Annotated in this window: 13 protein-coding genes and 2 pseudogenes; 7 read left to right on the forward strand and 8 right to left on the reverse strand. The window is 61.5% G+C overall.

Annotation, left to right across the window (positions count from 1 at the left end):
- Positions 1-20: 20 nt before the first annotated feature.
- Positions 21-191, reverse strand: coding sequence for a hypothetical protein (locus tag ACXAD2_RS02620; protein WP_193789572.1), 171 nt, complete (start codon positions 189-191; stop codon positions 21-23).
- A gap of 232 nt (positions 192-423) precedes the next feature.
- On the opposite strand from ACXAD2_RS02620, the gene ACXAD2_RS02625 reads away from it, so the two are divergent.
- From ACXAD2_RS02625 to ACXAD2_RS02635, 3 genes are all read left to right on the forward strand, one after another.
- Positions 424-843: a thiol-disulfide oxidoreductase DCC family protein gene (locus ACXAD2_RS02625; protein WP_475166539.1), complete on the forward strand. Its 420-nt coding sequence runs from the start codon at positions 424-426 to the stop codon at positions 841-843.
- 218 nt (positions 844-1,061) lie between these two features.
- Positions 1,062-1,316 (forward strand): hypothetical protein, encoded by a 255-nt coding sequence (locus ACXAD2_RS02630; RefSeq protein ID WP_475166543.1) that lies wholly within the window; start codon positions 1,062-1,064, stop codon positions 1,314-1,316.
- 72 nt (positions 1,317-1,388) lie between these two features.
- A complete protein-coding gene (locus ACXAD2_RS02635) occupies positions 1,389-2,366 on the forward strand; it encodes a hypothetical protein (RefSeq protein WP_475166545.1) in 978 nt (325 codons plus the stop codon).
- Between the two features lie 10 nt (positions 2,367-2,376).
- Here ACXAD2_RS02635 and ACXAD2_RS02640 read toward each other — a convergent pair whose 3' ends face one another.
- Positions 2,377-3,276, reverse strand: coding sequence for an FUSC family protein (locus tag ACXAD2_RS02640; RefSeq protein ID WP_475166548.1), 900 nt, complete (start codon positions 3,274-3,276; stop codon positions 2,377-2,379).
- A 125-nt stretch (positions 3,277-3,401) separates the two neighbouring features.
- Between ACXAD2_RS02640 and ACXAD2_RS02645 the strand changes: the two are divergent.
- A pseudogene (locus ACXAD2_RS02645) lies at positions 3,402-4,563 on the forward strand (IS3 family transposase); the annotation flags it as partial.
- 23 nt (positions 4,564-4,586) lie between these two features.
- On the opposite strand, the gene ACXAD2_RS02650 reads toward ACXAD2_RS02645, so the two are convergent.
- Positions 4,587-6,659 carry a recombinase family protein gene (locus tag ACXAD2_RS02650; RefSeq protein WP_475166549.1) on the reverse strand — a complete coding sequence of 691 codons (2,073 nt, stop codon included), beginning with the start codon at positions 6,657-6,659 and terminating at the stop codon, positions 4,587-4,589.
- Positions 6,660-7,344: 685 nt separating this feature from the next.
- Between ACXAD2_RS02650 and ACXAD2_RS02655 the strand changes: the two are divergent.
- A pseudogene (locus ACXAD2_RS02655) lies at positions 7,345-7,551 on the forward strand (transposase domain-containing protein); the annotation flags it as partial.
- 105 nt (positions 7,552-7,656) lie between these two features.
- Here ACXAD2_RS02655 and ACXAD2_RS02660 read toward each other — a convergent pair.
- Genes ACXAD2_RS02660 through ACXAD2_RS02680 form a run of 5 tightly spaced genes read right to left on the reverse strand, consistent with a single transcriptional unit; the run spans position 7,657 to position 13,487 of the window.
- Entirely contained in the window at positions 7,657-8,565 is a 909-nt protein-coding gene (locus ACXAD2_RS02660) for a family 16 glycosylhydrolase (protein ID WP_475166550.1), read from the reverse strand.
- The gene (locus tag ACXAD2_RS02665) at positions 8,562-9,809 is read right to left on the reverse strand and encodes an O-antigen ligase family protein (RefSeq protein ID WP_475166553.1); all 1,248 of its coding nucleotides are present in this window, start codon (positions 9,807-9,809) and stop codon (positions 8,562-8,564) included. Before ACXAD2_RS02665 ends, ACXAD2_RS02660 begins: the two co-directional genes overlap by 4 nt.
- On the reverse strand, positions 9,806-11,374 hold the full coding sequence (locus tag ACXAD2_RS02670; RefSeq protein ID WP_475166559.1) for a GMC oxidoreductase: 1,569 nt from the start codon (positions 11,372-11,374) through the stop codon (positions 9,806-9,808). Before ACXAD2_RS02670 ends, ACXAD2_RS02665 begins: the two co-directional genes overlap by 4 nt.
- On the reverse strand, positions 11,374-12,528 hold the full coding sequence (locus ACXAD2_RS02675; protein ID WP_475166563.1) for a glycosyltransferase: 1,155 nt from the start codon (positions 12,526-12,528) through the stop codon (positions 11,374-11,376). The genes ACXAD2_RS02670 and ACXAD2_RS02675 overlap by 1 nt, the downstream gene beginning before the upstream one ends.
- Positions 12,525-13,487, reverse strand: a complete 963-nt coding sequence (locus ACXAD2_RS02680; protein WP_475166568.1) for a sulfotransferase family protein — start codon at positions 13,485-13,487, stop codon at positions 12,525-12,527. Before ACXAD2_RS02680 ends, ACXAD2_RS02675 begins: the two co-directional genes overlap by 4 nt.
- Positions 13,488-13,968: 481 nt before the next feature.
- Between ACXAD2_RS02680 and ACXAD2_RS02685 the strand changes: the two genes are divergently transcribed.
- Positions 13,969-16,209, forward strand: a complete 2,241-nt coding sequence (locus tag ACXAD2_RS02685; protein ID WP_475166572.1) for a GumC family protein — start codon at positions 13,969-13,971, stop codon at positions 16,207-16,209.
- Positions 16,210-16,312: 103 nt separating this feature from the next.
- Positions 16,313-18,040 (forward strand): hypothetical protein, encoded by a 1,728-nt coding sequence (locus ACXAD2_RS02690; protein WP_475166576.1) that lies wholly within the window; start codon positions 16,313-16,315, stop codon positions 18,038-18,040.
- The last annotated feature ends 1 nt before the right edge of the window (position 18,041 follow it).

The raw sequence follows: 18,041 nt of genomic DNA on the forward strand, positions 1-18,041 counted from the left end.
CTTCAGGATGTATCGCGCCGTTAGGCGGTCGCTGCCTGATCGTGCCGTTCGCGGTGAATGGAAACGGCTTCAAGCAGAAGCTCCGGGTCTTCGTCGGCCGGGCAGATCCGCTGGGCGATGTCGAAATCGGACATGCCGCGCTGCAGAAGCTGATCGATGACGCTCGATTGCTCTTTACTGAAAATACCCATGTGAAAGTTCTCCCTCTTTTGTTGCCCAGACACGTCTTTGCCAAGACAAGGCTGCACCAGTTGGGCGATGTGTGTCGTCCACTGGCGGATGCAGAATGTTTGGGTATCCACCGGGCAGAACCGGCGGGAGCCCTCTGTTAGCACAAACAGAGAACTCCACCAACCCCCAATAACTGTCGTTTCGCCCCGCACGCGCTAGTTTCCCCCTCGAAGGGCTGTTGAGGAGCGACAGATGGCGGAACAGTTCAGTGAGCACCCTGCCGAAAACCGGAAGCTTCAGGTCTATTATGACGGGTCCTGCCCGCTCTGCAGCGCCGAGGTTTCACACTACAAGGCGCAGCGAGGCGCTGAGGAGATCGAGTTTCTCGACGTCTCGCGCAGTGAGACCAATCCCGGCCCGGATCTCACGCCCCGCGATGCGATGCGGCGGTTCCATGTGCGCGAGAGCGACGGATCCCTTCTCTCCGGCGCCGCGGCCTTTGCAGCGATCTGGCACCGCCTGCCCAGATGGCATTGGGCGGCCCGGCTCGCCGCGCTTCCCGGAGGCACGCGGGTCATGGAGATGGGCTACCGCGCCTTCCTTCCGATCCGCCCGATGCTGTCGAAGGCGGCGGGCGCTTTGGGGGCGAAGGCGGAAAACACCCGAAAATAGTGCGGTTAGGGCGGGGGGCAGGCCCCGCAAGAACCGCGCTGACCCTCTCGCCGCTCAGGCTGGCACGGCCGCACAAATGCGCCTTTGGGCCCCCCATAAGCCCGGTCTCAGCTGGGGTGGTTGAAATGCCCCCCGCCATGAATGTTAGGATGGCACGATGACAGACGCCGCGACGGACCGGCCCCGACACCCCGCTTGGACCGCAAAGGAGCCCCGCCATGGAAGCTCAGTATCTTGCCGCCATCATCTTGTCGCCCTTCATTGTCGCCTTCATCTACGCAGGCGTTCACGAATACCTGCGCTTCAAGGCGGAAGGGCGTGCCAACTATGGGCTCGTCTACGACGAAGACACCGGCACCACCTATGTGACCGGCATCGCCGAGGAGGACGACGGCTATGACCTCGAGGAATTTGACCCCAGCGGCTACACCAATCCCGAGGCCAAAGCCGACCCCGAGGCAGAGAAAACATAGAAGCTCTTGCAACCGCAGCGGGCACGCGCTGTAGTGCGTGTGACGCGCGTCGTCCGGTAGGAGGTTTACCCGTTGTCCCTTAAGTCTCTCCATTGCGTTCTTTTCGGCATCCTCTTCGCGCTGTCGTCGCCCTTGGCCGGGCAGGCGGCCTCTGCGGCGTCGGACATTCCCGCTTGGCTGCAAGCACATGTGGGCACCGGCGAAGGCAAGATCGCTCCGGTGGTTCTAGAGCGGGCGCGCGCGCTCTATGTGAAGAACCGCCAGAGCGGCAAGGTCAGCAACCCCTGCTATCTGGCGATGGACGCCACCCGCCCGAGCACCGCACCCAATGGCGCGCCCGGCGCGCGCTTCTACGTCATCTGCGAGGCCAACAGATCGTTTCGCGCGGTCTCCTCCGGCTACGGCAACGGACGGAAACTGCAGCGCGCGGATTTCTCGAACGGGCGGCAATGCGCGAAGAATTTCAGCAATGCCGAGGGCTCAAAACTGACCATGGGCGGCGCTTACACGACGGCGGAGACGCGGACGTCGTTCAAGGGCTACTACAGCCAGTCCGGCCAGCGGAAACCCTTCTACCGCACCTTCCTGCTGTTTGACGGTGAGGGCGACACCGAAAACGCCAGAGAGCGGGCCATCGGCGGACATCCCGCGGTCTTTCTCAAATGGCAGTGCCGGTTCAAAAACCCAAGCAGCCCGAACGCCGACAAAGAGGGCTATGTGCCCTACGGCAATCTGGTGAATTACACCGGGGGCCGCAGCAACGGCTGCACCACATGGTCGCCCGCCGTCTCTGACGACATCATCGAGCTTGTGGATGGCAACCCGACCAGCCTCTACATCTACCCCGAAGGGCGCGACATCGACGCCGTCGCCAATGCGGTCAGGACCGGCAGCTCTTTGTCGCGCGCCGGGCTTTACTGGAACGCAGCGTGCCTCAGCGCCATTGGCGCGCCGAAGTTCTGGCCGAAGCGCACGCTGCAGCCGGTGATCAACAACTGGCGGCAATCCTTGCCGAACCACCCGCCGCGAGACTTGCCGATCTGCAAGTGATCAATGCGGGTCAGGCCGGTGCAGGGTGGGTCACCTGCCGGATCGCCCAAGCGACGACAATGGTGACGGCACAGCCGATCAGCGTGGCATAGACCCGCGCCTCGGCGTTCTCGACGATCCCGCCAAACCCCATCGACACAAGCAGGATGAAACCAGCGGTCACCAGCGCGATGAACACCCTGAAGTTGCGCCCGTTGAACCAGATCGTCGCCATCGCGGTCAGCACGAACAACACATAGAGCAGCCCGTGCTCTGGCGGCAGCAGCATGACCAGAGCGGTCGCCGCGACAGCCCCGATGATCGTATAGATCGTCCGATTGAGCACCGCCTGCCGCATGTCAGAGCTTTTCGGCTTGAGCACGAAGAGGACGATGAGCGGCGCCCAATAGGCGCGCTGAAGCCCGGTCCAGAGCGCGATGCAATACGCGAGCCCGACCGAAAGCCCCGCAATCAGCGCCATGCGCAGGATGAGCCCGTGATCTTGATGGTCGATCTCCGCTTCGGCGTCCTGCAGCGGGTGTGGGTGTTCGGCACGCCTGTGCCGCTGCCTGAGCATATTGGGAATTTCCAGCCAGAGCGACATCAAGCCAGAGCCCAGCAACACGAGGCCGGCTGTGGGCAAGGGGTCGATCTGCGCCGCAAGAACGCCTGCGATGCCGAAGAAGACAAAGCTCTGGATCAGCGCCCACCAGAGCGCCTGATGCATGACGGTGAGCGCGCCGACGAGCGCCCCGCCGATGAAGAGGCCCGGCAGCACGAGGGTCATGTCGCCGCCCAGCGTCACCTGACCGGCCGCCCAGCCTGCGAGTACCCCGAAGACCTTGCCGATCACGTCGATGCCGACAACCGGCCAGCGCCGCCCGCCCAAGCGCCAGTCCGCCCCGATACAACTGGCGAAGGCCGAACCCAACAGGGGCAGCCGCGTGGAGTGTCCGTCGTCAAATATTTTGGGACCCGGAATGCTCTGCCAGTCAGGAGGGTCTGGCTCGTTCTGTTCGAGATTAGGCCGCCTGGGTTCGGTTGAGAAAGCGTGGCTTGCAAACGAAAGAAAACGGCGCCGAGTTCAAGGCGAAGGTGGCGCTTGAGGCGATCCGGGGCGAGCTGACGGTCGCCGAACTGGTGGCAAAGCACGGTGTGCATCAGACCCTGGTCAACACCTGGAAGCGGCAGGCGCTCGAGGGCATGTCCGGAATTTTCTCCGGCAAGGCGGGGGCGAAGGCGGCCTCGAAGGAATGCGAGGTCGAGAAACTGCACGCCAAGATCGGCCAGCGCGTGGTGGAACGCGATTTTTTAGTCAAAGGCGAGCCAGAGAAGGCGCCACCGGTTCGAGCCCGCTGGCGAGCGGACGGTGAGCATGGCCCGGAGGCGAGAGATGATCGATCCCAGGCCCGCGGTGCTGTCGATCACCCGGCAATGCGCGTTGATCGGGATCAGCCGGTCGGCGTGGTATGGGCCAGGCAGGACCGAGACACCGCTGAACCTGGCGCTCATGAAGCTAATCGATGCGCAGTTCATGGAGACGCCGTTCTACGGCAGTCGTCAGATGGCGAGGCACCTGTGCAACCAAGGCTACTGCGGCGGGCGCTAGCGCATCCGGCGGCTGATGGCCAGGATGGGCCTGCGCGTTGTCTACCAGCGTCCACGCACGACGGTACCGCACCCGGAGCACCGCAAGTATCCGTATATTCTTAGCGACTTGGTGATCGAGCGCCCGAACCAGGTCTGGTGCGCTCCCTCTCGGGACATCGCTGCGCGATGCCCTGCCGGGCAGTGGACATCATCTACATTCCCATGCGGCGCAGCTTCCTCTACCTCGCCGCAATCATGGACTGGGCGACGCGCCGAGTGCTGTCCTGGCGGCTCTCAAACTGTTCGACATGAGGCCGCCATGGGTCCGAGGCCTATGCCGGACGGACACCGAGTTCTGCATCGAGGCGCTGGAGGATGCATTTCGGCTTCATGGGCGGCCCGAGATCTTCAACACGGATCAAGGCAGCGAGTCACCAGCCCGCGCTTCACGCAGCCCTTGCTGGACGCGACGGTGAAGGTCTCCATGGACGGTCGAGAACGCTGGATGGACAACGTCATGATCGAACGGCTATGGCGGTCGCTGAAATACGAGTGCGTCTACCTCCACGCCTTCGAAACCGGGTCTGCGGCCCGGGTAGGCATCGGAAAGTGGATGACCTTCTACAATCCTGCTTCATTGCGCCCATCTCTCTATGCCTCTGAAGTAAATAGGTTTTGCTGATCGTGGTGCGATCCGGTGGGGTATTTGGGGTTCTGCCGGGCGCGCTGGGTGAGTTGCTGGGCTGGCGGTTTGCCGAGTTCCGCGCGGGCGAAGATCCACGGACCGTCCGGTAACGGATGAACGCCCTCGATGCTGCCGGCTTCGGCGGCCAGTCTTAGTGTCTTGGCCGTGACGCCGAGCAGGCGCGCAGCGTTGGTCAGGTTGAGCCAGGGTTCGGTGCCGTCGGGAGCCGGGCGGAACACCGGGATCTTGTGATGCGACCTGAGTGCGGTGACGCGCTCCCGGGTCCATCGGTTGCCATGACCGGTCAGCAGACCGTTTCGATTTAGGATGCCGGCGATCAGATCGTCGGTGGCCAGGAGAACGAGCTGACGTACCGCCGCGATGATCTCTGGTGCTGTACTGTTGCGCTGGCCTCGACGCCGCTTCTGCAGGCGCAGTTCGGTATGCACGCCGCCGATCCAGTGGATCAGAAGGACGATCTCGGAGGCGTCGTCGTCGATGTCGGCGACCACCTCGAGGATGACGGTGCGCACGATGCGCTTCTTGAGCCGGGCATCGGTCGTTGGCGCCTCCCAGACAGTGCGAAGGTCCGTGCCGAGCGCGGCGGCATCCAGCGCCGCCAAGGAGGAAGGCCTGGAGGTTGCAGAATCATGCGCGGCGATCTTGGCCTCAATCTCGGCGGCGCGTGCGAGGGCGCGGTTCCACCGCGCTTCGAGTTCTGCCGCCACAAGTCGGTTCTCGGGATCGGCTGCATCATACTGGCGGAAGGCGCGGTCGGCACCGTAGCGGGCAGCTTCGAGGTCTCGCGCCAACGCGTCGCGAACCTGATCGCGGCGACTGGCGACCTGCGCCTCGGCCTCGGCGGCCGCAGTGATGGCGCCCGGCTCGACCACTCGCAGCAGCGCATCCTTGATGGCATCGTCGACCCGCAGGCCACCGAAGGCGATGCAGCGCGGCTCGCCGTTGTCGAGCAGATCGCGCCAGCAGGAATAGCGCGGGATGTCGTGCTTGGCCCCAGTGTAGCGGACCGTCAGCTTGCGGCCACAGCGCCGACAGCGCAAGAGACCGGCGAGCAGGGCATCGCCGTGCTTGGGCGCCCCATGGTGCCGGCTCGTGGGGGTGTTGTCGCTGACCATCGCGCGGATCGCCTCTGCCCGTTCCCAACTGATATAACCTTCGTGTGCGCCGGGCTTCAGCGCCAGCCATTCAGCGCGCGGTTTGCGGCGGCTGCCGGTTCGCGGAACGGCCGCGCCGTGTCTCGGCACAACTCGGGTCTTACCATAGGCGTAGGCGCCGCCGTAGACCGGGTTCTCGATCATGCGGTGGATGGTGGCATAGGTTGGCCTGCGCAAGATCACGTCGCCATTGGCGTGTCTTGCGGGCAGGTCCAGCCCGTGCTCCAGGAACCAGAGCAGGGCCTGCCGGGCGCTGCCGAGCTCGGCCACCTTGTCGAAGACAAGGGTGATGGCCTCCTGGACGCGGCGGTCGGGGTCCTTCTCGAGCCTGTCGCCGGCCTTCACGAAGCCGACGGGAGCCGCGACGATCAACTCGCCGCGCCGGGCCTTCTCGTAACGGGCGGACAGCGACCGTTGCCGCAGCAGATCGAGCTCGTACTCGTTGAGACTTCCTTTCAAACCGAGAAGTAGACGGTCGTTGCCTTGGCGTGGCGCATATACCGCCTCCTGGTCGACCAGGACGGTGTCGACGACCCGGCACATCTCGATCAGCTGCTGCCAGTCGCGGCTGTTGCGCGCAAAGCGCGACACTTCCCGCGCCGCGACCGCACCGACCTTGCCCAGGCAGACCTCGGCGACCATCCGGTCGAAGCCCGCCCGCGCAACGCCGCCCGCCGCGGACCGGCCAAGGTCGTCGTCGATCGTCTCGATGCAGGACCAGCCGAGCGTCGCCAGCCGGTCGCGCATCGCATATTGCAGAGCGCCGCTCTCGCGGTTGTGCAGCACCTGGTGGGCGGAGGACTGTCGCACGTAGAGGATCGCCTTGCGCTCCAGGTGGTGCGAACTGATCTTCTCATGCTTCATGTCGTGCCTCCGTCCGGCGAGGCGCCTGAGCGCCGGCGGCGTGGTCGAGGATCAGGCGGGTCATCAGTTCGGTCAGCGTTACCCGCGCCTCCTCCGGCAACGTCTGCCAGTGCGGCGCCGGGACCAGGTCGGCGTCGCTGGGGTGAGTGAACAACTCGAGCTGTTGTGGTGCTGGTCGGCGTGGCATCGGCATCTCCCGGAATTGCCTGCTGGGAGCTCGATGTTGCGCTCGAATCTGGCATTTGCGATGCGCCATCACGAACGCCGGCCGCATCGTGCAGCAATGCCGCCAGAGCTCGCAAAGCCGCCACTGAGGCAACCGGCGTTACCGCGACTTGCCAGCACTGGCAGGCCGCCCGATCGAACATCCAGACGGGAACCTCCAGCCGTCGGTCCGACGAGATACCGCTCAGGCTACAGCGAAACGCAGCCCAGCCCGCCTTCGCGATCACCTCGTGTACGTGAACAACTCGCCCCGTCCAGGGGTGCCAAGGGTAGAGCACCTCGCGCTCCTCGGTCCCGTGGGTGTTCTGTGATTGAGTTGTACAACACCGAGCGCCCGCATTCGGCACTCGGCGGCAGAACACCGATCGAGGCCCTTCAGGGCCCCGGCCTCAAGGCGGCAGCATAATCAACAGGCAAGCTTAGCAGCGCCGCAAACCTGTCCGCGAAATGGGGTCCACCTCGGAACGCTCTCTTTGCCGGGCACGAGGTCGGGGCGCAAAACTGGGCCATGCTCGCCAGCCTCATCGCCAACTGCAAGATGAGCGACGTCGATCCGGTTCGCTACCTCGCAGAGACCCTGCGCGCCTTGCTCGGCGGGCACCCAAAGAGCCGCATCGACGAACTCATGCCCTGGAACTTCGCGCCGGCGTCAAGCCTGGCCGCGTAGGGCCACAGCAAAGCGCTTGCCGACGGACTGGTCCAGCGTTGGGGAGAAGAACAACCAACTTGCAAACTCCCGCTGTGAACGAGGGACCAGCAGGGGCAGTGGAAATCAACAGGTGATGGATTCCGGGAAGCGACAGCGCTCACCGGGGGCAGTATAGGCAACCCAGTCGACCAGCATTTCGAGAGGGCGATCAGGGTATTCGAACTCCCCCATCCAGGCAGTAAGCTTGTCGGTCCCCCAGTGGCTGAAGTAGATGCGCTGCGTCAGGCTTGGCAGCGTGTCTCTGGCCTCATGATACAGCACACCGTTCACGTACCAGCGGAGGCTGTCGGCTTCCCACATGAAAGCGTAATTGTTGAATTGTTTGTCAGCCCCAGCCGAGACAGGGACTGGCCTACCATTCTGGGGAACACCGTCCACGTGCGTGTTCACCGAAACCTTCGAGGGATCCTTGGTCAGAACCTCGAAATCAATCTCATGGTGCGCATCGCCGGTAACCGGACCTATATAGGTAAAGAAAGCTGCGTTGACTCCCGAGGCGCGGTCGCTACGGAACCGCGCTTCATAGGTTCCGTAACCGTAGCGAGCCCGCGTGAAGATTTCGCCGCACGCAAAACTGCGAGCGTGGCGGCGTTCCTTTTCGTCGACCTTTGATAGTGGCGTCTCAACTGCCTGTGCTTGGGTCTTCGCGACTTGTCTATCTCCGGCTGCGACTTCGGTGTTTTCGCCTTTAGTTTGCGCGATCCGTTCTATCCTCAAGGCGAGCATTCCGTCCTTGGCGCGCACGGCATCCTTGCTCCAAATGCAGTTCTGCCACGCCCCATTGGTCCAGCCATCAGAAACGCGCCAGCGCTTGGTGTTGATGCTGTCAAAGTCTTCGAAAAAGCTGTCGGACGTCGGCTCGGCCGCGGCTCCTGCAAGCGCTAGCCAGAGCGCGAAGATTGATGCTGTGCCCACTCGAAATCCGCCAGCAATGCGTGTAACTTGCTGCTTTTCAGCCGATTTGCAGATCATTTTCCCGGCCTCGCAGGTGTGCCCAGTGCTGAAGGAGAGGCGCTTTTGCACGTGAGCAGCGATCCCATGACGAAGAGCATGAACAAAAGGTGAAAAGCTGACATCAGAACGACCTCCGTTACGCTTGTCGCGATCGTAATGAGCGCGATGCAGGTGAAGAAGATGGCCCAGACCTCGTTTTGGACGATGGCAAAGGCGAAGATCCGGCAGAACGTCCACAGTGTCGTGATGACCAGTAGACCAAGGCCGATAAGTCCAAAGTGCACCGCGGTTTCGTAGTATGAATTGTGAAACCCGAAAGTGGCGCTGTATACTTTGTGAAACTCGTCATATATCCGGCGGGCGACAGAGAATGGATCTTCTGGCGTCCAGAAACCACCGGGACCAACGCCCAGCAACGGACGATTGCGTATCTCCAAGGTCGCGTATTCCCACAAGACCGTTCGGCCGGTCAGAGTCGTGTTCTTGCCGAAGGCTCTGAGCACCTGCTTGAACGGATTGATCTCGACGACGTCCAGCGCCGCGTAGCTCCCATAAATCAGCGCGAAACTGACAAGCAAGGAGACTGTGCCGACTGTCGCGATCGGCGAAAAAAAACTCCGGAAGCGTAAAAAGGCCACTGCCGTACACGAGCCCATGGCCAGCAGGGTCGCGGTGGCGCTACTCGAGACCTGGATCATCCAGAAAGCCATTGGCAACGACGCTGCCGCGGCAATTCTGGTCTTACGTGTCAGGCCCGGATCAAGGGCCATGCACAACCCCGCGACCCAGAACAAGACCATCGCCCCGCCGAGCGAATTCTTGCTCTTGAACACACCTTTGGCGCTCGAGCCCAATGGATCCACAATGAAGCTCAAGAGGCCGAAATACCCTGCCGCGATCCACACCGACACCATGATCTGTCTCGGGCGAAGCCGGAGCACTGCACCGTAGCAGATCATCAGGGTCAGCACGAGTTGCAAGCCGCTCTTGAGCGTTTGGCCTGGATGTTCGCCCCATGCGAGAGACAAGAACCACCAGATCGGGAAAAACCACAGAACGTATGAGCGCGCGAGAATTTCAAAAATCTGCCGGAAGTCGCGCATGAAAGCCCAGAAAAAGTAGAGGGCGAGCGGATAGAGTATCAGTTCATCGAAGCGAAACTGCTTGACCGTGACAAGTAGCCAAACGGTTACTAGGAAATGGTCGCGCGTTTCCGCCGAGATATCGAAGCTTCTGCCTAGGATGGAAATCCGCCTACTCATGCTGCGGCGCTCCCGCCCTGTGTCCAGCGCTTCTGATTGGAGAGGTGCGCTGCCAGACGCAGTGCCAGCGCCACAACGCTCAGTGTCGGGTTGGCTTGGCCAGACACAGGAAAGACGCTCGCCGCTGCAATGTGGAGGTTCTCGGTGCCATAGACGCGGCAGTTCGGATCGACCACTCCGTTCAATGGAGAGGTTGCCATTCGGGTCAGACCGATCTGGTGATAGCCGTCGCGCGCCATGGCCTGTATTTTCTTCATCGCCTCCTCATCTTCTTCGTCGAGCGTCAGCTCGGCGAATTGGGCTTTACCGAGCGCAGCGGCGAGAAGGCGATGTGCCGCCACCGTCCCAAGCAGCGTTGCTTCATCGTAGGAAAAGCTAATACGAAGTGGGTGCCGGCCAGCGGAATCCACACGTGACGACAAAGTGACGTGGCTCTCCACGTTCGGTAGATGCTCGGCGTGATACGCCAGCCGGTAAGGCCCCCGTCGCCGTGGGGTCAGTCTGTCCGGATGTCGTTTGCGTTGCTCTAGATTGTGAATGAGGGCGGCGCCCAACCCAGCAAGGGCGTCGCCCGGATTTCCCAGAACGTTGCGGAAGTGGCGCAGGCGTGTTCCCTTGGGCGCTCCCCGCAACATTGCCTTCAGGGACAGGTCAGCGGAGCCGTGTCGGGCGTCTTCTGGTGCGATCGCCTCGATCCAGAAAGCGACATGAGGGCTGTCCGGCGGGGTCACGAGAAAGCGACGACGCGCAGGGCTGTTCCCGCGACGTTGCTTGTAGACGAACTCGGATACCGCCGTGCAACTGTTGAAAGTGATTTCCGCAATGCTGCCCGTCAGGTGCCCCATGTACCCCCGGCCCAGCCAGTCGGTGCCCCCGAAACGTCCGGGGGCGCGCCGCTCTTCTTCGAGCAAAAGCCGAGTGGTCTCCAGCCCTCCGCAAGCGAGGACAACTTCGTTTGCGCGCAGATGCCGCGTGACACCGTCACTGCGGGACACCACCCCGCTGATACGCTGAGCGGACCAGAGAAACCCGGTGACCTCCGTGTCTAGTAGGATGTCGGGACCAGTGTCCCGGAGCAGGCGCCTTGTCATGCAGGTAGGGACCCAGTCCCGGCAGAGCAGTTCGACAGAATCCATGCAAACGGCTGGGGACTTCGGCCACGCCAGCGGCGCAGGGCGTCGATAGCTCGCCTCGACCCCGAGCATCGTCGATGCAGCGGGCAACCACGCGGCATACTCGGAGTAGCTGATCGGCCACCCGGACGCGATGCATGCTCGAGATTCAAAATCGGCCTCGTCGAAGGGGACGCAACGCCCGCCCCAGATCGCCAAGGTCCCACCAAGCCCATACCGGTTAGTCTTGTGCGGAAGGTCGTGTGGTGAGCCGTTAGGCAACTCCGGTTCCAGCGAAGGTGTGGCGGCGGACAGGCCGCCTCGGTCCAACAGCAAGACCTTGCGGCCTGCCGAGTTGGCCGCATCCGCCAGCGCCAACCCAGCGGCGCCGGCGCCGACCACCAGAACGTCGTACGTCGTGAGGAGTGCAGTTTCCGGACCGATCCACGCCATCAGACTGGCGTGGCCTCGGCCTGCTCGCGCAGGGCAAGGCCAACGACCTTGCGAAGGGTCTGGGGTGCAGTTGCGGATTTCGGCCCTAGGCGTGACCGCGTGCCCGGATCAGCGAAAAGCGCCCGGAGGCGGCGTGCGATACTGGCATCACCAAACCGCTCTACTGCCCGGGAACGCGCCACTCGGCAAGCATTTTGCGTCGCCTGAGGATGGGTGCGCAGGTGCTCGAGGCAGGCCGTTGCCTCGGCGGGGCGACAATAATACGCAAGGTTTCCGAAGTTAGCCTCAAGGCGCGGGTCGAGAACGCAAGGCCGCTCCATCAGAATCGCTTCACCAATGGTTCGGCCGAATGCCTCCACCCATAGCCGGTGGTAGAAGTAGCAAAACGCATCGAGACTCCTTAGGAAGTCCGGCACGGGCTCGGCGTTGAACGGCACGAGGTCCCAACCGACGCCGGCTGCGGCGATCTGCTGTTCGAGACTTGGCGGGAGACCCATAATCCGGGTCTTCCATCCTGCTCCGGGAGACAGCGGGCCAACAGCCTCCTCGAAACGCTCGGGCCATTTGAGCGCATCAGCTCTTCCGTGCCGACCGACCACTGCGCGACCGTCGGTGAATGCCGGTAACTCAGCGCGCCAGGAGCCCGCGTCGAACGTATTGACCCAGTCCTCGCAAGTCAGGGCCAAGAACGGCGCAAAGCAGCGCAATTGCATTCTGATTGTGCCTGACACCGGCGACCAACGTGGCCTACATCCCAAGCTTCGGAGAATCTGTCTCTCGACCGTCAGAGGATTGTATTCCAAGGAGCCATCACCGCGAAATGGCGGATGGTGGGCCACGAGCACCGCACAGGGGGTGCGGATAGCAATGGTGTCCTCCACCCCGCGGAAGAAGGCCATCGGGTGGTGCAGGAATGCTAAGTTGGCATGGACCTCCCCACCCATCACCTTCACGCCCGGCAAGTCCCGAAGTGCCAGGACCTGCGGGTTTGCCTGATCCGCCGAGCTATCGAAGAATTGAGAGCGGATCAGCACAAGCCCGACCTTCAGACCCAGCCGCAAGAAACTGGCCACGTCGCTTATCACCGACGACGCGGTGCCGCCGGAAAACCGCGGGTCCGTGACGACCGCAATATCTACGCTGGTTTGGCTCATCCCGTGAACCGGGGCCAAACGGCTGACAGATCGCGCCCCAGCAAGGTCGATAGCCCACCGTTGCGCGCTGAAAGGTGCTGCTCGAGAAATCTCTGGGTCTTCGGCGCCATCGGCGGCTGTTTGGTGGACTTGAGGAAGACCGGATGGGCATAGCGAAACCAGTAGTAGTGTAGCTTGTTCCGGGCGTGTTCGCGCGGTCCGCGCCGCTGATTGAAGTGGTTGCGGTATTGTTGCCTGACTATCCGGCCGCTTAGCAGGTTGACCGCGCGCTGCATGCCGAGGTGGCATGGGTAATAGGTGCGGTTGAACCAGGTATTGCCGCTTGTCACCTGCATCCTCGGGACATCGAGAAAGTCGGTAATTCCGTCGATGATCTCTTGCTGGTCTGCAAGGAAATCCTCGAAAAGAACGATGCGAACGCGCTTGGGCCCAAAGATCTCCAAGTACCGACGAAGGTGGGGCGCATATGTCGATCCAAGGATGACGGACGGGTGAACACGGAGCGCCATCTCGAAGCTACATGTGGTTCGCCCCCTTGTTATGAGGTGCCAGTATTGCGAGTAGGCGCGTTTGACAGGATTGCGCAGCATGAAGATCAGGCGCACGTCCGGAAGCATCTTGGCGATTCTTTCAGCGGCCACCTCGGATTGGAGGTAGATAGTCGAATCCTCACCTAGGCACGCGCACCCCGCCAGCTTGCTGAAACGCCCCGCATACCAACCGAGGCTCTCTGGATTTCCCGGGTTCGGGTCCCTCCAGTCGAGCCCATCCGGACCATCAAACAGAAAATCCGGGTGGCCTATGGGGTCATCGGCGTCGAAAAAATGAATCTCGTCATCGGGAATGCCGACCGCAGGATTTTGAGAAAGAATGAAGTGAAGGGAAGTTGTCCCGCATTTGGGAGCCCCGCCAATAATGAAGTCGGGCAACCGAACGCTTTGATCGATGCGCAAATTCATGTAATATCCGAAAAATGTTGCGGTATAATTGCGAAACCAGCGTAACAGTCCGACCTCCGTCAATCTAGGCGCACCCTGCCTTTCGCCTCGGCTAGAGGCCCCGAGACTCTTGCTGTGACAAATTTTCGGGCATCAATTATCGCCTACGCCAAAAATTCGGCCTAATCTTTCTCCGCAATGCCACATCGCGAGATTTTCGGTCGTGGATGACAAAGAGTTGGTCTAGCTTCAGTGAGCGTTAGAGATAACGAGCGCCAGTAAGCTGTCCGATTAGCGGAAAGCTCTGCACTTCTTTCGCGCGGTACATTTTTTCATTATTTTTATGGACTTACATGACTTATTCTCAATTTGATTCCGGAGGTGCGGCGCCCAGGCCAAGGAAGCGCCACATTGTCTGGATGGGGCTTACTCTCTGTAACAATCACGCACAGGCCCATAGCAACTGTCGGTATAGGACGGTGCAGGTACGTCGGAGCCGCCTGTGAACGCGCGCGGCGGTGCAAAGCCGATCCCGATGTTCCCACGCGGAGGGCTTTCCGGAGACGAGGAAGCGTCTCAGCGTGCGGCTCCGTTCGGCCTTGATGATTTCATCACGATCATTCGCAAGCGATTGTGGCTTCTGTTAGCAACCACGGTTGTGTGCTTTTCGATCGCGGTGCTCGCTCTTTCGACTTATCCGCCGCAGTATGTCGCCTCAACGGACATGCTGCTCGGAACTCAGAGCGGCGCGACCAGAAATTCTTCTGACCTTTTGGAAGATCGTGCGTTGACCGACACTGCCATCCAAGGCGAACTTGCCATTCTCGGTTCGAGCGCGCTGCTGATCAGGGTGGTTCACGCATTAGAGCTGGACAAGGATCCGGAGTTCAACGCAGCCCTGCGCCCGCCGCCGGAACCTGTGCCAGTGATCGATCCGATCAAGAACGCTCTCCGGACCGCTGTCGACTTCATAAAAGTGATGTTGTTGCCTCCACCCGCGCCGGAGCAGGACGTAGAAGAGGTCTCCGCGGGGCTCGCCGAAGCTTCCACCGCTCGGGATGCGATGCTCGGTGAATATAGCGGTGTGGCCAATAGTCTTCGGCGCAGCCTGTCCTTTCGTCAGCGCGGCAGCTCCTTCGTCGTCGAGGTCACGGCGACCTCGGAAAATCCGATCAAGGCCGCGGGGATCGCGAACGCGGTGGCGGATGAATACATCGACTTCGTAAGCGACAGACGTTTCGAAGCAGCGCAGCGCTTCACACGTTGGCTCGAGACCCGCGTCGGCGAGCTCGCGGACGTCTTGGAAGTGTCCGAAACTGCAGTGATTTCCTATGGGGCTGTCGCAGACAGCCAGATCGACAGTCCGGAGCGGCTCAATCAGCAAATGCAGGAGGTGACTTCCCGACTGGTCGATACAAGGAGTTGCCTGGCGGAGGTCGAAGCTCAAGGCAGCAAAGCGCAGGCACTTTTAGTTGAAGGAAACCTCATCGCGGCTGCGACGATCCTCACCTCGCCGGCCATGGACAACTATGTGGTCCGCCTCGCCGCGCTCCGAGCAGACACGGCACTCGCGCGCGAGCGCTTTGCCGACGATAGCGACCGTGTGATGGCAATCAAACGCGAAACCATGGCGCTCACGGATGCGCTACAAGATGAGGTTGATCGCGCCGTGCAAGGATTGCTGAACCAGGCCGAGGTTTTGAGACTGAACGTGAATGCGTTGCGCGAAAACCTTGATGGGCTCGAGAACACAATGCTCGCCCGCTCCAAGCATCAGATCAAGCTCAACCAACTGGTTCGTGTCGCGGATGCCAACCGGCGCCTCTACAACGACTTTCTTAGTCGCTTTAAGGAATTGAGTGAGATCCAGAACCTTCGTCAGGCTGATGCCGAGGTGATCGCCTATGGCTCACCCCCAAACGCACCGGCGTTGCCTCGCAAGAAGGTAACGGTGGTGCTGGCGACCTTCGGCGGACTGTTCCTTGGGATGAGCATGATATTCCTACTCGAACTCCTACCGAAAAGTTTCGTGACATCCGACCAGGTGACGCGTGCACTCGGGCTTCGCGTCTTCGGCCATCTGCCGCGTTTGCCCGTCAAGGACACGGCCCGCAGTCTTGCGACGCGGCTGAGCGACCGCGCGGGCTGGGTGCTCGGCGGCGCCGCAAGGTCCGCCATTCGCAATTTAGATCTTACGCTTGGCAGGCCAGCACGTTCGGCCATGCTGGTTTCGTTGTCGGATGACAAGGAAAGGTCCACCCTGGCGATGCTCCTCGCCTGGGCCGCAGCGCAGCAGGGAAAGAAATGTCTGCTCCTGGACGCCGACTTGAGGACGGCAGGTCTCACGAAGCGGTTCGAGGTCAATCCTTCGGCCGGTTTTGTGGAAGTGCTCTACGAAGAGGCACCCCTTAAAGACGCGATCATCGAGGATACGCCGCTTGGCGTCTCCTTGCTGCCGATGGTCCCCGGGAGGACCGACGCGGCGACCTTGTTCGGGACCACTCGGGCGGACCGGCTGATCAAGGACCTCTGCGAACGCTTCGACCTGTTGCTGATCGATGCGCCGGAACTGCTCGAGGTGTCTGACCTTGTCAGTCTGCCGAGCCCGATCGACATGGGGCTTCTGGCGGTGTGCTCGAAACGCACGCGGGTGAAGACTGCCAAGGAAGGCTATCCGCTGTTTCGTTCGCTGAACTTCACGATGGAAGGCGCTGTCCTGACTGGGTTGCGGATGCGTGGGTGACCTGCACCCAGGACGCGCGAGTTTGCCAAGGCAAATTGCTAAGGAAGGCAGCGCCAAGCGGACTAGGGGACTGACATGACAAAAAGCGCGAAGGGAGCCACAAATGACATCAGGTTTCTTTGACCAATCCCGAACGGCGGGCGGCCTATCGGAGGTGCGGTCGTGCAGTGGCGGCAAATGGAACGAGGGCAGAATTGTCCTTCTGGACTGGGTGGCCGCTCTCGCACTGACGGCAGTTGGCGCGGCGCTGGCCTCATTCCTCGCCGGCGGCCTTCCAGCGATCGGGATCGATGATGCTGCGATCACGCGCTCCTATGCCGAGAACCTCGCGAACGGCTTAGGCTACGTGTACAACGCCGGCGGCGAGCGCGTCGAAGGTTCGACCAGCATCCTCTGGACCATGATGGTGACATTCCTCTACTGGCTGACGCCGGAGCCGGAGATACTGGTCCTTCTTCTAGCCAGCCTGATGACAGCCTTCGCGGTCTTCAACGTATTTCAGCTATGCAGGGCGCTTTCGGAACGACTTCGCACGTCGCCCCAGATTTCCGTGGCTGCGCTGTGGGTGGCTTTGTTAGGCAGCCCCGGCTATTTCCTCTGGTCCATCTGGAGCATGATGGAGGTGGCGCTGTGGTCCTGCATGGTGATGCTTCTGGTTCGGCAGTTGATCGGGTGCGTCGAAGCAGGACCGAAGAGTGGGGCCGCGCTGTCCTTCGGAACGCTCGTCCCTGCGATCGCCTTGCCGCTTTCGCGTCCAGAGGGGGTCGCAGTCTCGGTGGGGATAATCGCCCTCGGGACACTTCTAGATCGACGACTGCGTCTGCCAGGCCTCATCCTGATGTCGGCGTCCCTGTCCGCCTTTGCCGCAGTCACGCTCTTTAGGATTTGGTACTTCGGTCAACCCTTTCCTAACACCTTCTATGCCAAGGTCTCGTCCGATCGAATGCAGGACCTCATTGACGGTCTCAAATATGCGAACACGTTCGTCTTGCGCGCACCGTTCGTCGAGGCCTTCATCGTGGCCTGGGTGGTGGCGGCAACATGGGGAATTCAGCGCGCGTACGAAGGCGTACCTGCCAGTCGCGGGCTATTGGTTGGGGCAGCCGCAGTGTTCGGCTTTCTGGCCATCTACGCTTGTCTCGGGGGCGACCACTTCGCGCTGTGGCGCTTCTATCAGCCAGTGGTGCCACTCGTCCCCGTCGCTTTCGCCATCGGGGTTGCATTGCTTTTCCGCATCCTTCCTTTGGGAGCCGCAGCAAGGACCGGAACACTGTCCATTTCAATCGTTGCTGCGGCCACATACGTTCTAATTGGGTCTATGCAATACCACGTGACCCGCTTCGATGTGACGAAGGAGTTCCGGCTCAACCAGCAAGGCCTTGAATTTGGCGCCTACCTCAACGAGGTCTCGCCTCGACCATCGATCGGCGTCGGTCCGGCTGGCGGCATCGCCTTGGGCTACGATGGATATATCTACGATCTGCTAGGCCTCAATTGGGTCGAAATGGCGCATGCCAACCCGGTGAAAGTGGGCATGCGCAATCACGCCAGTTTCGACAAGCCGACTTTTTGGAAGTACAGCCCGGACGTGATCGCCAATTTCAACAGGCCTTGCACGGAGGGCGGGACCCAGCAGTACTGGGCGTCCAATGACGACGCTTTCGGCGGGCTCTTCGGAGATGCTGCGTTCCGGCACCGCTATCGTCCGGTGCTCTTCCGGCAGCACAGCAAGTGCTGGCCTGGGTTTGCGGCGCCCGAATGGCTCGAAAAGGCGACGCACGCCCCTAACCTCACCGTCATGGAATGGTCCGATATCGCGATCCTGAGGTAAT

It is taken from the genome of Salipiger sp. ABN3_019, assembly GCF_056158605.1.

What these genes read in the sequence shown, in the direction of transcription:
- ACXAD2_RS02625 (WP_475166539.1), top strand. Translation starts at nt 424, where the DNA reads ATGGCGGAACAGTTCAGTGAGCACCCTGCCGAAAACCGGAAGCTTCAG.
- ACXAD2_RS02665 (WP_475166553.1), bottom strand. Translation starts at nt 9,809, where the DNA reads ATGAGTAGGCGGATTTCCATCCTAGGCAGAAGCTTCGATATCTCGGCG.
- ACXAD2_RS02620 (WP_193789572.1), bottom strand. Translation starts at nt 191, where the DNA reads ATGGGTATTTTCAGTAAAGAGCAATCGAGCGTCATCGATCAGCTTCTG.
- ACXAD2_RS02690 (WP_475166576.1), top strand. Translation starts at nt 16,313, where the DNA reads ATGACATCAGGTTTCTTTGACCAATCCCGAACGGCGGGCGGCCTATCG.
- ACXAD2_RS02630 (WP_475166543.1), top strand. Translation starts at nt 1,062, where the DNA reads ATGGAAGCTCAGTATCTTGCCGCCATCATCTTGTCGCCCTTCATTGTC.
- ACXAD2_RS02660 (WP_475166550.1), bottom strand. Translation starts at nt 8,565, where the DNA reads ATGATCTGCAAATCGGCTGAAAAGCAGCAAGTTACACGCATTGCTGGC.
- ACXAD2_RS02680 (WP_475166568.1), bottom strand. Translation starts at nt 13,487, where the DNA reads ATGAATTTGCGCATCGATCAAAGCGTTCGGTTGCCCGACTTCATTATT.
- ACXAD2_RS02650 (WP_475166549.1), bottom strand. Translation starts at nt 6,659, where the DNA reads ATGAAGCATGAGAAGATCAGTTCGCACCACCTGGAGCGCAAGGCGATC.
- ACXAD2_RS02670 (WP_475166559.1), bottom strand. Translation starts at nt 11,374, where the DNA reads ATGGCGTGGATCGGTCCGGAAACTGCACTCCTCACGACGTACGACGTT.
- ACXAD2_RS02675 (WP_475166563.1), bottom strand. Translation starts at nt 12,528, where the DNA reads ATGAGCCAAACCAGCGTAGATATTGCGGTCGTCACGGACCCGCGGTTT.